The sequence below is a fragment of the Streptococcus sp. 121 genome, assembly GCF_016458205.1.
In the GTDB taxonomy this organism is placed as follows: Bacteria; Bacillota; Bacilli; order Lactobacillales; family Streptococcaceae; genus Streptococcus.
Genome location: NZ_JAEMED010000009.1, coordinates 25,800 through 39,423, shown reverse-complemented (window position 1 = coordinate 39,423; position 13,624 = coordinate 25,800). Strand labels below are relative to the sequence as shown.

Below are 13,624 nucleotides of genomic sequence, written 5' to 3'. Positions count from 1 at the left end.
TTTGTGTCTATAGCTTCTTGTATCCTACATCTTCTCTTCGAGTTCTACATCTGGATACTTATCTGCGAACCAGCGTAGGGCGAAGTCGTTTTCAAAGAGGAATACGGGCTGTTCGAAGCGGTCCTTAGCCAGAATATTACGGCTGGAGCTCATGCGTTCGTCCAGGTCCTCTGGTTTGATCCAACGGACGGTTTTTTTACCCATTGGGGACATGACAACTTCCGCATTGTATTCATTTTCCATCCGGTGTTTGAAAACTTCAAATTGCAGTTGGCCGACTGCCCCTAGCATATACTCACCGGTTTGATAGTTGGTGTAGAGCTGGATGGCCCCTTCTTGTACTAGTTGCTCAATTCCTTTATGGAAGGACTTCTGCTTCATGACATTTTTAGCAGAAACTTTCATGAAGATTTCCGGTGTAAAGGTTGGGAGGGGTTCAAATTCAAACTTGTTTTTACCAACGGTCAAGGTATCCCCCACCTGATACGTACCAGTATCGTAAACCCCGATAATGTCCCCTGCCACAGCATTTTCAACTGTTTCACGAGACTCTGCCATAAACTGGGTAACATTGGACAGTTTCGCCCCTTTTCCAGTTCGTGGTAGGGTAACGGCCATACCACGTTCGAACTCCCCTGATACAATACGCACAAAGGCAATTCGATCACGGTGCCGCGGATCCATATTGGCCTGAATTTTGAAGACAAATCCTGAGAAATCTGGCGCATCCGGTTGGATCAACTCACCTTCAGTTGTCTGATGGCCATGTGGTTCTGGGGCAAATTCAAGGAAAGTTTCCAAGAAGGTTTGGACCCCAAAATTCGTAAGTGCTGATCCGAAAAAGACTGGGGTCAGGTCCCCGGCCAAGATAGCTTCCTCAGAAAAAGGATTTCCAGCTTCACTGAGCAACTCCACATCTTCTAGCACCTGTTGGTAGAAAGGATTGTTCCCCAACCCGTGACTCTCAGCTTGCTCAAACTCGATAAAACGCTGTTCCCCTTTATACAACTCAATCCGCTTATGGTGAAGGTCATAGAGCCCTTCAAAACTCTTTCCCATCCCAATCGGCCAATTCATTGGATAAGAAGCAATTCCCAAAACTTCCTCCAACTCCTCCAGCAAATCGAGGGGCTCGCGACCGTCTCGGTCTAACTTGTTAATAAAGGTGAAAACGGGAATATTGCGGTGTTTCACAACCTCAAAAAGTTTCTTGGTTTGAGCTTCAATCCCCTTGGCGGAATCGACCACCATAACAGCTGCGTCCACTGCCATCAAGGTCCGATAAGTATCTTCAGAGAAGTCCTCGTGTCCCGGGGTATCTAGGATATTAACCCGCTTGCCAAGATAGTCAAATTGCAAGACAGATGAGGTAACGGAGATTCCCCGTTGCTTCTCAATATCCATCCAGTCAGACTTGGCAAAATTTCCAGTCTTCTTCCCTTTTACGGTACCAGCCTCCCGAATCTCGCCTCCAAAATAGAGCAATTGCTCGGTAATGGTTGTTTTTCCCGCGTCCGGGTGACTGATAATGGCGAAGGTCCGTCGCCGCTTCATTTCATCAATACGTGACATCACTGTTTCCTTCCGATTTTTTCTGCCTTACTAGTATACCATGTTCATCAAAAGTAGACAAAATAGAAAAGCCCTCCGATTGTAGCATCAGGAGGGCAAACGATTAAGCTTCCAATTTGGAAAGGGCTGCGTCATCTGCAAAGATATAAACTTCTGGGTGGTTTTGTAAAATGCTGGCTGGTAATTCTTCTGTCACAGGACCATTCACGGCACCTGCAATCGCATCTGCCTTATCAGCACCGTAGGCAAAGAGAACAATGGTTTTAGCTCTCATAATATCGCTGATTCCCATCGAAATAGCCTTGGTTGGAACATCTTCAATCTTATCAAAGAAACGGGCATTGGCTTCAATTGTAGATTCTTGTAAGTCCACCACCTGTGTTTTTTGATCAAAGGAAGTGCCTGGCTCGTTAAACCCGATGTGACCATTTCGGCCAATCCCAAGGATTTGTAAATCAACTGGATGTTCTTCCAAGATTTCTTGGTAACGGGCTAATTCCACATCTAAGTCAGCAGCTTCCCCATTTGGTAAGTAATTCGCCTTAAATGGTTTTACTTGGAAAAGATTTTCTTCCATAAAATAACGATAGGATTGAGGATTATCTGCCGCTAGACCAACATACTCATCCAAATTCACACTGGTTAAGTGAGAAAAATCAAGATCACTAGCCCGGACTGCCTCATAAAAACCGAGAGGGCTGCTGCCTGTTGCCAATCCTAGTGTTTGAGCACCTGCAGTAAGTTTCTCCTTCAAAATAGCAAGGGCCTCTTGCCCACCTTCTTCTTGACTTGCGACACGAACAACTTTAATCATGAGTCTTCCTCCTTGTGTTTTCCTAATCTTATTGTATGGTATAGACCAATTTTTGTCAACTGGTATAGACCGATTTTTTGAAAATAATTTTCAGGTTACTTCTGTTCTAAAGCATGCTATAATGATTCCTATGTTAGAACTTGTTGCTTATCTCTTTTTAGCAGGGATTCTGCTTTTACTAGCCCTTTATTTTTGGGGCTACAAAATGAAGGCTTGGTTGGTTTTTCTCTTGAGCTTCCTAGCCTTTCTTTTGGTGAGCACACCTTTCCTGCTTCTGCTCTACTATTTCTTTTTATTTTATCAACTATAAGGACTCTATATGAAAACTAGTGATTTTGATTTTGAATTACCGGAAGAACTGATTGCTCAGGTTCCACTTGAGGATCGATCCTCCTCCCGCTTACTGGTCTTGGACCGGGAGAGTGGGGAGATGACGGACAGCCATTTTGACCATCTGATTGACTACCTGAATCCAGGCGATGCGCTCGTCCTCAACAACACACGCGTGTTGCCCGCTCGTCTCTATGGGCAAAAGACAGAGACCGGTGGTCATGTGGAACTCCTGCTTTTGCAAAATACAGAAGGCGATCAATGGGAGGTTCTTGCCAAACCCGCTAAACGGCTAAAAATTGGCGCTCAGATTGAATTTGGAGACGGCCGCCTTCAAGCTGAAGTAATCCAAGAATTGGAGCACGGCGGTCGCATCATTCAATTCCAATATGAGGGAATCTTCTTGGAAATTCTAGAGAGCCTCGGCGAGATGCCCCTTCCTCCTTATATTCATGAAAAATTAGAAGACCGTGAACGCTACCAGACCGTCTATGCCAAAGAAAATGGCTCTGCCGCCGCCCCAACCGCGGGACTTCACTTTACACCAGAATTGTTGGAAGCCATTGCAGCTAAAGGAGTTCAAATCCACTACCTCACCCTCCATGTCGGACTCGGAACCTTCCGCCCCGTATCCGTGGATGATGTGGAAGCTCACGATATGCATTCGGAATACTACACCATTTCAGACCAAACAGCTCAAGCCTTGAATCAGGTGAAAGAAGCCGGAAACCGAGTCGTCGCTGTCGGTACCACCACCATCCGAACCCTGGAAACCGTTGCCCGAGACAACCAAGGCAAACTCGTTGGAGCCAGTGGCTGGACCAACATCTTCATCAAACCTGGCTACCAGTGGCAAGTTGTAGACGCCTTCTCAACCAACTTCCACCTACCAAAATCAACCCTCGTCATGCTGGTCTCAGCCTTCGCTGGTCGCGAACAAACCCTAGAAGCCTACCACCATGCCATCCAAGAAGGCTACCGCTTCTTCAGCTTTGGTGATGCCATGTTTATTCATTAAGTTAGAAATGCAAAAGCCACAAATCAAGCTTAGGCTGATTTGTGGCTTTTTATGCTAAAAAATCCAAGAATTACATCCATTCATCAAATTTAGAAACACGGAGAATCATATTCGTTACTTCTTCTATCTCTTCAGTAGCCCCGCCCTGTAACCACCGACTAATAATCGATTCAATACTAGCAGCAAGAATCCCCAGTGCATAATCTTGAGGGATGTCGTACATCTGTGTCACGCGCTTTTTACCATTTGGTGCCCAGTCAACTAAAACCAAAACAAATTCTTTCATTGTTTCTGAAAAATTGGCATAGCTAGATTGGGAAACAGCATAGAGAAAGGCAAAATCACTTTGGATGTATTCCAAAGCTTCTCGAATAATCTGCCGAGGCTTCTTGTCTCCGTCTGTCAGGATGACTTTTAAATCCCCTATTGTCTCCTCCTTTAATTGATCCATCAAATCAAATTTATCCAGATAATGCAGGTAAAAAGTTCCACGATTAATACCTGATTTTTTGCAAATTTTGCTAACGGAAATATCCTCAAAGCGTTCCTCATTCAATAAAAGGGTAAGTGCTTCTTTAATATAGCTCTTGGTTAAGGTCTGTCTTTTCTGAGTCATTCTATCGCCTTTCTTAAATCAACAAATTCGGCAAGATTGATGATTGTTTTCCTCATCATTCAACTATATACTAAAGTGGTAACTAAATCAACAATGTGTTTATTTAAGAAAGGAAACATGATGTCTTATATTGAAATGAAACATAGTTTCAAACGTTACCAGGTTGGAGAATCCGAAATTGTCGCCAACAATGATATTAACTTTGAAATTGAAAAAGGAGAGTTAGTCATCATTCTTGGATCCTCAGGTGCTGGAAAATCGACTGTTCTTAACATCCTTGGTGGGATGGATACAAATGATGAAGGCCAGGTCATCATTGACGGGACAGATATTTCCAATCATAGTGCCCATCAACTCACTAAATACCGACGAGAGGATGTTGGTTTCGTCTTTCAATTCTATAACTTAGTTGCCAATCTGACAGCCAAAGAGAATGTGGAACTTGCATCAGAAATCGTGGAGGACGCTTTGGATCCAGTCCAGACTCTCAAGGATGTGGGCTTGGAGCATCGGATCCATAATTTTCCCGCACAGCTATCAGGTGGTGAACAACAGCGGGTGGCTATCGCACGTGCGGTTGCCAAAAACCCAAAAATCCTACTCTGTGATGAACCAACGGGTGCCCTTGACTACAAAACCGGTAAGCAAGTTTTGCAAATCTTACAGGACATGGCTCGTAAGAAAGGTTCGACCGTTATTATCGTCACCCATAATGGGGCTCTGGCTCCTATCGCAGATCGAGTTATCCGCATGCACGATGCCAAAGTTCAGTCGATTGAATTAAATCCTGAACCGCAATCCATCTCTGAATTAGAATACTAGAAGGAGCGTAGCATGGCTTCAAAAACTTATTGGAAAGATATCCGACAGTCCTTTAGTAGCTCAAAAGGACGTGTTCTATCCATTATCTCTCTCATGGCACTAGGGTCCTTTGCTCTGATTGGTCTAAAGGTGACACCTCCCAACATGCAATCTACAGGGGAACACTTTTTTAGACAACACCAGGTCGCTGATTTATATGTGTTCAGTAATTATGGCTTAGATAAAACGGATCAAGAATTATTAGACAGTCTTGAAGATCAAGCTGTTGTGGAATATGGCTATTTCAAAGATGTAGTCTTAAAGAACAGCACTGATGCAATTCGAATCTTCTCAACGCCCGATCAGTTATCCACTTATGATTTGGTTGAAGGTGCTTTGCCCAGTGAATCGAATCAGATTGCCCTAACTGCAGCCCTACAAAATCGCTATAAAATCGGTGACACCATCACAATCGAGGAAAAAGAGGACTCAACTTCAAATAGCTTGAAGCACAAAACCTTCACCATCAGCGGTTTTGTCAATTCATCTGAACTCCTCTCACGTGTCAACATGGGTCAAAGCACAGCAGGCAGTGGAGAATTACGTGGCTATGCCGTGATACCTCCTCAAGCCTTTAACTCAGATGTCTACATGCTAGCTCGTATCGCCTATTCGGATTTATCCTCCTTAAGCCCTTACGATGATACCTATCTAGATCAAGTTCATGATTATAAGGACGAAATTCAAAAATTGGTGGCCGATCAGCCAGATCAGCGTCTTGCGGAACTAAAAAAGGAAGGTCAAGCAAAAGTCGATCAGGGACAAACGCAAATTCAAGCGGCCAAAGCTCAACTCAAGGCAACTGAAAAGCAATTGCGAGATGCCGATACTGAGCTTGGGCAGAAGGAACAAGAATTGGCACTTGCCCAGAGTCAACAAGACCTTCTAAGTCCTGAGCAACTTTTGGCATTGGATGCAAAAAGCCAAGAATTAGATGCTGCTAAAAAAGAATTAGCCAGCAAACAGACTGCTTTTGAAAAAGAAAAACCAAAAGCAGAGTCAGACATCAAAACCAAGGAAGAAGAATTAGCTCAGGCTCAAGACAAGCTCGATAACTTGGCTAGCCCTACCTATGCTGTCTACACCCGACGGGAAATTCCCGGTTCTGAAGGCTATGTATCCTATGAAAACAATGCCTCCATTATCAATTCTGTTGGGAATATTTTTCCACTTGTGCTCTACTTCATTGCTGCCATGGTAACCTTTACAACGATGGCTCGCTTTGTTGATGAAGAGCGCTTAAAAATGGGAACCCTCCGAGCACTTGGATATGATAAAAAAGAAATCATCCGCAAATTTGTGATGTACGGTGCTGTCACTGGGATTTTAGGAACTGTCATTGGAACAATTTTGGGACATACCCTACTTCCGTCCATTATTTATTCTACTTACAGTCAAAAGATTGTCCTAGCACCTATGGAACTTCACTTTTACCCTGGAAAAACTCTTTTAGCACTATTACTGGGGCTCTTAAGTACTGTTCTTCCCGCCTATCTAGTCGCACGCAAAGCATTAACTGAGCAACCCGCTCAACTTCTCTTACCCAAACCGCCTGTTGCAGGAGAAAAGATCCTTTTGGAAAAAATCCAACCACTGTGGACTCGTTTGAGTTTTACTCAAAAGGTTACTGCTCGAAACATTTTCCGTTATAAGCAACGGATGTTCATGACTATTTTTGGAGTTTGCGGCTCCATTGCCTTGCTATTTGCTGGACTAGGAGTTCGCTCTTCGATTGCTGACCTAAACAATCGTCAGTTTACCGATTTGATTAAATACGACATGATTGTCGCTACTCAAGAAACGAATTCAACTCAAGAAGAGAGTGCTTTTGATAAACTCTTAAATGACAAAGCCATAAAAAGCTCCATGCCGGTTCATTATGAAAAAGTTACCAAGGTGGCAGGTAAAAAGCAAGACCAACAGTCCATCACCCTGTTAGCTGCAGACGATCAAAATAAGAAGGAATTCGAAAATTATATACATCTTGTGAATCGTCAAAGTCAAGAGTCTTTAGAATTACCTTCTGAAGGTGCTCTCATTTCTGAAAAATTAGCTCAAATACTTGATTTGCAAGTTGGTGATTCCTTTACAGTCGAAACAGGTGATCAACAATCCATAACAATCAAAGTCTCCGGAATTATTGAGATGTACATGGGACACTTTATTTTCATGAATACAAACGCCTATGATCAGGCTTTTAAAACACCGGCACTCGAAAACGCTAGCTTCATTCGACTTCAAAACACAAGTATAGAAGAAACGAATCGCATGGCAAATGAGTTTATGAAACTAGATAATGTGCAAGGTGTCGTGCAAAATACAAGTCTAAAAGAACAAGTCACCACCATCGTTCAGTCCCTCAACCGTGTCATGATTGTTTTAATTGCAACGTCCGTACTTCTTGCGATCGTTATTCTATATAACTTGACCAATATCAATGTCGCCGAACGAATCCGTGAACTATCCACTATTAAAGTACTCGGATTTTATGACAAAGAAGTTACCCTCTACATTTATCGTGAATCTATCTATCTCTCTATTTTCGGAATTCTCTTAGGTTTCCTAATGGGAAGCTGGTTACATGCTTACATGATTCAGATGATTCCACCTGAATTCATCCTCTTTAACCCACATTTAGGAGCTATCATTTACATCATTCCTGCCTTCGTCATCATTACGATCCTCGTTCTCCTAGGTCTCATTGTAAATCAATGGCTCAAAAAAGTAGATATGCTAGAAGCACTAAAATCAGTTGAATAGACACAAAAAACTTGCTCCTTATTTTGGGAGCAAGTTTTTGCCATTTTTATTGATAATTAAAAAAGTCATACTCGAAACAGTTCGAAATCTGAAAAGGCAATCCGATGAAGACAGAACTTAGGGTTCGGCGAAGAGGATTAACACATTCAGATTTTGAAATGTAATGAGTATCAATACAGAACCATTGAAACATCACAACCTATACTTTAGAATTAGATATCAACTCCCACAAATGGAAAAATAGCCCACACGCCATCAAAGAAAACTATAGTTTTTCTGCTTCGGTGATGCCATGTTTATTCATTAATATTGGCAAAAAAGGTCGAATTAATCCGACCATTTTTTCATCGCTTCTAACAAATTTGTGACATCCATTTCCACCCTTTCGACATCAATCGGATCCCATAATCCATCTGCTCGATAGCGAGGAATGAAGTGAAAATGGAAATGTGTCCCAGGATCCATCACACCATCATTATAGACTACAGAAACACCATCTACTTCTGTTTTTTCACGAAAAACCTTTGTCAAATAAGCTTGTAAATCCACAAGTTCATAGCGGATTCTTTCAGGCAGTTGCTCTAAAGATTCATAATGCTCCTTAGAAATCACAAGTAAATGTCCTGATTGAATAGGATTAATATCCCAAACCATTTTGAAATATTTAGATTGGAAAAGGATGTTCTCTTCTTTGATTCCCTTACAAAAAACACAGGTCATCGGCATCTCCTCTCTAAGCTTGCATTCAAGCTCTTTACATTTTTTACCTATCTAGCACAAAAACTTGCTCCCAAAACAAGGAGCAAGTTTTTGTCTGTTATTTTGCAGCTGCATAGAGCTCCGATACTTTATTCCAGTTAACCACATTCCAGAAGGCTTTGATGTAGTCTGGGCGAAGGTTACGATAGCTTACATAATAAGCGTGCTCCCATACGTCCAAGCCTAAAAGTGGTTCTTGACCATTGGATACTGGGTTGTCTTGGTTAGGTGTAGAGACAACTTCCAATTTCCCTTCAGCGTTGAGCACCAACCAAGCCCAGCCTGAACCAAAGCGGGTTGCTGCTGCAGCGGCGAAAGCTTCTTTGAAGGCATCCATGGAACCAAAGGTTGCTTCAATGTCTGCTGCTAAATCCGCAGATGGAGCTGTAGCTTCTGGTGTCATCATTTCCCAGAAAAGGGAGTGATTGACATGACCACCACCGTTATTGATGACAGCCTGACGAATATCAGCAGGGATAGACTCAACATCTTTCAAGAGATCTAGAATATCTGCTGTCACTTCAGGGTGTTTTTCCAAGGCAGCGTTTAGATTGTTAACGTAAGCTTGGTGGTGCTTATCATGGTGCAAGTGCATGGTTTCTTCATCAATATGTGGTGCCAAAGCATCGTATGCATATGGTAATTCAGGTACTGTATAGGTCATACTCAATTTTACCTCTTTCTTTTTTCCTTAGTTCCATCATACTTCAAAAACGCTGTTATTTCAATTTTTCTGCTCGAGACCTTGCACCATCTCAATCATCAACAGATCCATCAAATAGGCCTTGTCATACAATCCCGTTTTCATATCATAATCCGTTTGAATCATTTTTTCATAGATCTTGCGTAGATAGCTGGTTGGGAGTGCTTGGCTATCTCTTTGGGCAAATCGAACTCGGTAAGGATTGTAACTAATCCCCGTCAATTTTTTCAATTCAGCCACCAGGTTGGCTTCAGTAGAGGGATTGAGGAACCGCACATAGAGAAAGAGGCGAAAATGGCTGAGTAATAGCGCAAGGATTTGGATATCATCTTTGCCCTGGAGCCGTAAATCCGCCATTAAAGACCTGGCTGCCTCCAACTTCCCCTGTAAGAGAAGACTAGAGAGATCAAAAAGATTGTCCTGTAAGGTTTTGGGGAGTAGCTGTCGCAGTTCTTCAACCGTCAAAGTAGCTAGATTGCTGTAGTCTTCCAGAAAGGCTAAGTTTTGACGAAGCAGGCTCACATTCAGCATAGATTTCTCCAGCAAGACATCCTGTAAATCTGCCCCAAGCTTCCAGCCTCGATTTCTTAACTCTTCCTGTAAAAAGGAACGAAATTCCTTCTCTTTGAACTGCTTGGTTTCTAATAATAAAGCTTGACGTTTAAGCAACTTGACCAAACGACGTTTTCCATCCAGCTTACCTTCCGCAAAAATAAGAACCTTGGTATCAGCACTTGGATTCTGTACATAATCTTCAAAACGCTTGAGATCCTCATCTGACAAAAAACGCTTCCGCCCCGTCGTCAAATCCAGAAAAGAATCCAAGACTACCCACTTATTTTCTGCAAAAAAAGGCAGACTTTCCAACTCTTCCTGAACCTGTGCATAAGGAGTTTCCCGCATATCCAAGCGGCTCATACTTAAATCAGCTGGATCAAAGCCAATTTTACGGAGTACTTCTTCCTTTAGGAAAGAAAACTGCCCCACATCTTCTCCAGCAACAACGGTTAAAGCTGGAAAATCCCCTGCTGTCATTTTTTCTACTTGTCGAATTGCTGTCATGCTTCCCCCTTTTCTTCTATTCTAGCAAAAATTCCTGTTTCAGCCTATTTGAAATTTTTTTAAAAAACCTTGTGAAAAACTTTACAAACAATCTCGGATGCGCTATAATAATAAATGTGAAATACTTAACAAAGATTAGGAGAGTAGTATGACTGAAAAAACTATCACAAAAGAAGAAAAAGAACAACTAGCTCAAACTCATGTCGATGACTTGGTTTCCAAGGGATTGATTGCCCTTGAGGAAATGCGTAAGCTCAATCAAGAAGAGGTTGATTATATTGTGGCTAAAGCCTCTGTTGCAGCTTTAGACGCACATGGAACTTTGGCCATGCATGCCTACGAAGAAACAGGTCGCGGTGTTTTTGAAGACAAGGCAACTAAAAATCTTTTTGCTTGCGAGCACGTGGTTAACAACATGCGCCATACTAAAACCGTCGGAGTTATCGAAGAAGACGACGTTACTGGTCTTACCTTAATTGCTGAACCAGTTGGGGTTATCTGCGGAATTACACCGACCACGAACCCAACTTCAACAGCAATTTTCAAATCATTGATTTCTTTGAAGACTCGGAATCCAATCATCTTTGCCTTCCACCCTTCCGCACAAGAATCATCTGCACATGCAGCTCGTATCGTTCGAGATGCTGCTATCGCAGCGGGTGCTCCTGAAAACTGTATTCAATGGATTGAACAACCATCCATGGAAGCAACTGCAGCCCTTATGAACCATGCCGGAATTGCAACCATTCTGGCTACTGGTGGAAATGCCATGGTACGTGCTGCCTACTCTTGTGGAAAACCAGCCTTAGGAGTTGGTGCTGGAAATGTGCCAGCCTACGTTGAAAAAACTGCAAATATTCGCCAAGCCGCACACGACATCGTTATGTCTAAATCTTTCGATAATGGAATGGTCTGTGCATCCGAACAAGCAGTGATCATTGACAAAGAAATTTATGAAGAGTTTATTGATGAATTCAAATCCTACCACACCTATTTTGTAAACAAAAAAGAAAAAGCTCTTCTCGAAGAATTCTGCTTCGGAGCTAAAGCAAATGGGAAGAACTGTGCCCTTGCCAAATTGAATCCGAATATCGTTGGGAAACCAGCGGCTTGGATTGCTGAACAAGCTGGCTTCTCCGTTCCAGAAGGCACCAATATCTTAGCTGCTGAGGTCTCACAAGTCGGTCCAAAAGAACCCTTGACTCGCGAAAAACTTTCTCCAGTTATTGCTGTTTTAAAAGCAGATTCTCGTGAAGATGGCCTAGACAAAGCTCGTCAAATGGTGGAATTCGATGGACTTGGACACTCCGCTGCCATCCATACCGAAGATGCTGAACTTGCCAAGGACTTTGGTAACTTGGTTAAAGCTATTCGGGTTATCTGGAACTCACCATCAACCTTCGGCGGTATTGGAGATGTATACAATTCCTTCCTACCATCTCTCACTCTTGGATGCGGTTCTTATGGACGTAACTCAATTGGTGACAACGTAAGTGCTATCAATCTCTTAAACATCAAAAAAGTAGGAAGACGTAGAAATAATATGCAATGGTTTAAAGTTCCCTCCAAAACATACTTTGAACGCGACTCCATCCAATATCTCCAAAAATGCCGTGATGTAGAACGCGTTATGATTGTAACAGATCCTTCAATGGTAGAATTAGGATTCCTCGATCGTATACTTGAACAACTCCATCTCCGTCGGAACAAAATTGTTTACCAAATTTTTGCCGATATTGAACCAGATCCAGACATCACAACCGTCTACAAGGGAACCGAGATGATGCGGACTTTCAACCCTGATACCATCATTGCACTCGGGGGTGGATCCGCAATGGATGCTGCCAAGGTCATGTGGCTCTTTTATGAGCAACCAGAAGTTGATTTTCATGACTTGATTCAAAAATTTATGGACATCCGCAAACGGGCCTTCAAGTTTCCTGAGCTTGGCAAGAAAACAAAATTCATTGCTATCCCAACTACTTCTGGTACCGGTTCTGAGGTTACTCCATTTGCTGTTATCTCAGACAAAGCCAATAACCGTAAATACCCAATTGCAGACTACTCACTCACACCAACTGTCGCAATCGTTGACCCAGCCTTGGTTATGACTGTTCCAGCTCACGTCACTGCCGACACCGGTATGGATGTTCTAACCCATGCAACCGAAGCCTATGTTTCAACTGTTGCCAATGACTATACAGATGGATTAGCCCTTCAAGCCATTCGATTGGTCTTTGAAAACTTGGAAAATTCTGTGAAGAATGCCGACTTTGTTTCTCGCGAAAAAATGCATAATGCTTCAACCATGGCGGGAATGGCTTTTGCCAACGCATTCCTCGGTATCTCTCACTCCATCGCTCATAAATTGGGAGCTCAGTTCCACACTGTTCACGGACGAACCAACGCGATCCTCTTGCCATACGTGATTCGCTACAACGGTACACGTCCCGCCAAAACAGCAACCTGGCCAAAATACAACTACTACAAGGCTGATGAAAAATACCAAGACATCGCCCGCATGCTTGGTCTACCATGTTCTACTCCAGAAGAAGCTGTCGCTGCTTATGCACAGGCTGTTTATGACCTCGGTGAACGCGTTGGTATTGAGATGAACCTCAAAGCACAGGGAGTCGACGAGCAAGAACTCAAAAAACACTCTCGTGAACTTGCCCTGCTAGCCTATGAAGACCAATGTACTCCAGCCAACCCACGCCTGGCTCTTGTAGAGCATATGCAAGAAATTATCGAAGACGCATACTACGGCTATAAAGAACGCCCAGGACGCATCAAATAATACTCATTAAATTTCAAATTCTGACGTTGTCAAGCCTCTTCGGTGAACTTATTGATTGCGTGTTTTGCACGCCTTATCGATAATATTCAACAGGTCTGGGAGACCTGTTGAACAACCTTCATCGGCTTTCCTAGTCATCTCTTTGAAATTTCTCGAGTATGCTGATTTCGTATAATAGTCTAATATAAAACTGATAAACAGACCGGCATCAGCCGGTCTGTTTTCATCTTCTTATATATACAAAAATATCCTCCAAAACCTTTAATTTGGAGGATTATCCATATTTAGTCTAGATTGTTAATGCCATTCATCAGAAAGCCCTGACATGATTA

Annotated in this window: 11 protein-coding genes; 5 read left to right on the top strand and 6 right to left on the bottom strand. The window is 42.7% G+C overall.

The window, feature by feature from the left end; genetic code table 11:
* Positions 1-24 precede the first annotated feature (24 nt).
* Positions 25-1,572 carry a peptide chain release factor 3 gene (locus JEQ21_RS03075; RefSeq protein WP_196967588.1) on the bottom strand — a complete coding sequence of 516 codons (1,548 nt, stop codon included), beginning with the start codon at positions 1,570-1,572 and terminating at the stop codon, positions 25-27.
* Between the two features lie 103 nt (positions 1,573-1,675).
* Positions 1,676-2,383 (bottom strand): glucosamine-6-phosphate deaminase, encoded by a 708-nt coding sequence (locus JEQ21_RS03070; RefSeq protein WP_199363925.1) that lies wholly within the window; start codon positions 2,381-2,383, stop codon positions 1,676-1,678.
* 133 nt (positions 2,384-2,516) lie between these two features.
* On the opposite strand from JEQ21_RS03070, the gene JEQ21_RS03065 reads away from it, so the two are divergent.
* Together JEQ21_RS03065 and queA are read left to right on the top strand one after the other, a co-directional pair.
* The gene (locus tag JEQ21_RS03065; protein WP_199363914.1) at positions 2,517-2,696 is read left to right on the top strand and encodes a hypothetical protein; all 180 of its coding nucleotides are present in this window, start codon (positions 2,517-2,519) and stop codon (positions 2,694-2,696) included.
* A 9-nt stretch (positions 2,697-2,705) separates the two neighbouring features.
* Positions 2,706-3,734 (top strand): tRNA preQ1(34) S-adenosylmethionine ribosyltransferase-isomerase QueA, encoded by a 1,029-nt coding sequence (gene queA / locus JEQ21_RS03060; protein ID WP_199363913.1) that lies wholly within the window; start codon positions 2,706-2,708, stop codon positions 3,732-3,734.
* 70 nt (positions 3,735-3,804) lie between these two features.
* Here the strand turns inward: queA and JEQ21_RS03055 are convergent, their stop codons facing one another.
* Positions 3,805-4,350: a TetR/AcrR family transcriptional regulator gene (locus JEQ21_RS03055; RefSeq protein ID WP_196967592.1), complete on the bottom strand. Its 546-nt coding sequence runs from the start codon at positions 4,348-4,350 to the stop codon at positions 3,805-3,807.
* A gap of 120 nt (positions 4,351-4,470) precedes the next feature.
* Between JEQ21_RS03055 and JEQ21_RS03050 the strand changes: the two genes are divergently transcribed.
* Together JEQ21_RS03050 and JEQ21_RS03045 are read left to right on the top strand one after the other, a co-directional pair.
* Positions 4,471-5,172 carry an ABC transporter ATP-binding protein gene (locus JEQ21_RS03050; protein ID WP_196967593.1) on the top strand — a complete coding sequence of 234 codons (702 nt, stop codon included), beginning with the start codon at positions 4,471-4,473 and terminating at the stop codon, positions 5,170-5,172.
* Positions 5,173-5,184: 12 nt separating this feature from the next.
* A complete protein-coding gene (locus JEQ21_RS03045; RefSeq protein WP_199363912.1) occupies positions 5,185-7,971 on the top strand; it encodes an ABC transporter permease in 2,787 nt (928 codons plus the stop codon).
* 327 nt (positions 7,972-8,298) lie between these two features.
* Here JEQ21_RS03045 and JEQ21_RS03040 read toward each other — a convergent pair whose 3' ends face one another.
* The 3 genes from JEQ21_RS03040 to holA all read right to left on the bottom strand — a co-directional run bounded on the left by JEQ21_RS03040 (position 8,299) and on the right by holA (position 10,495).
* Positions 8,299-8,691: an HIT family protein gene (locus JEQ21_RS03040; protein WP_199363911.1), complete on the bottom strand. Its 393-nt coding sequence runs from the start codon at positions 8,689-8,691 to the stop codon at positions 8,299-8,301.
* A gap of 97 nt (positions 8,692-8,788) precedes the next feature.
* Positions 8,789-9,394 (bottom strand): superoxide dismutase, encoded by a 606-nt coding sequence (locus JEQ21_RS03035; protein WP_199363910.1) that lies wholly within the window; start codon positions 9,392-9,394, stop codon positions 8,789-8,791.
* Between the two features lie 60 nt (positions 9,395-9,454).
* On the bottom strand, positions 9,455-10,495 hold the full coding sequence (gene holA / locus JEQ21_RS03030; RefSeq protein ID WP_199363909.1) for a DNA polymerase III subunit delta: 1,041 nt from the start codon (positions 10,493-10,495) through the stop codon (positions 9,455-9,457).
* Between the two features lie 148 nt (positions 10,496-10,643).
* Here holA and adhE point away from each other — a divergent pair, with 148 nt between their 5' ends.
* Positions 10,644-13,292 carry a bifunctional acetaldehyde-CoA/alcohol dehydrogenase gene (gene adhE / locus JEQ21_RS03025; protein WP_196090926.1) on the top strand — a complete coding sequence of 883 codons (2,649 nt, stop codon included), beginning with the start codon at positions 10,644-10,646 and terminating at the stop codon, positions 13,290-13,292.
* Positions 13,293-13,624: the final 332 nt, after the last annotated feature.

Excerpts from the sequence above, each read along its gene's own strand:
- JEQ21_RS03035 (WP_199363910.1), bottom strand. The coding sequence starts at position 9,394 with ATGACCTATACAGTACCTGAATTACCATATGCATACGATGCTTTGGCA.
- JEQ21_RS03065 (WP_199363914.1), top strand. The coding sequence starts at position 2,517 with ATGTTAGAACTTGTTGCTTATCTCTTTTTAGCAGGGATTCTGCTTTTA.
- JEQ21_RS03045 (WP_199363912.1), top strand. The coding sequence starts at position 5,185 with ATGGCTTCAAAAACTTATTGGAAAGATATCCGACAGTCCTTTAGTAGC.
- JEQ21_RS03050 (WP_196967593.1), top strand. The coding sequence starts at position 4,471 with ATGTCTTATATTGAAATGAAACATAGTTTCAAACGTTACCAGGTTGGA.
- JEQ21_RS03040 (WP_199363911.1), bottom strand. The coding sequence starts at position 8,691 with ATGACCTGTGTTTTTTGTAAGGGAATCAAAGAAGAGAACATCCTTTTC.
- JEQ21_RS03075 (WP_196967588.1), bottom strand. The coding sequence starts at position 1,572 with ATGTCACGTATTGATGAAATGAAGCGGCGACGGACCTTCGCCATTATC.
- JEQ21_RS03055 (WP_196967592.1), bottom strand. The coding sequence starts at position 4,350 with ATGACTCAGAAAAGACAGACCTTAACCAAGAGCTATATTAAAGAAGCA.
- queA (WP_199363913.1), top strand. The coding sequence starts at position 2,706 with ATGAAAACTAGTGATTTTGATTTTGAATTACCGGAAGAACTGATTGCT.
- adhE (WP_196090926.1), top strand. The coding sequence starts at position 10,644 with ATGACTGAAAAAACTATCACAAAAGAAGAAAAAGAACAACTAGCTCAA.
- holA (WP_199363909.1), bottom strand. The coding sequence starts at position 10,495 with ATGACAGCAATTCGACAAGTAGAAAAAATGACAGCAGGGGATTTTCCA.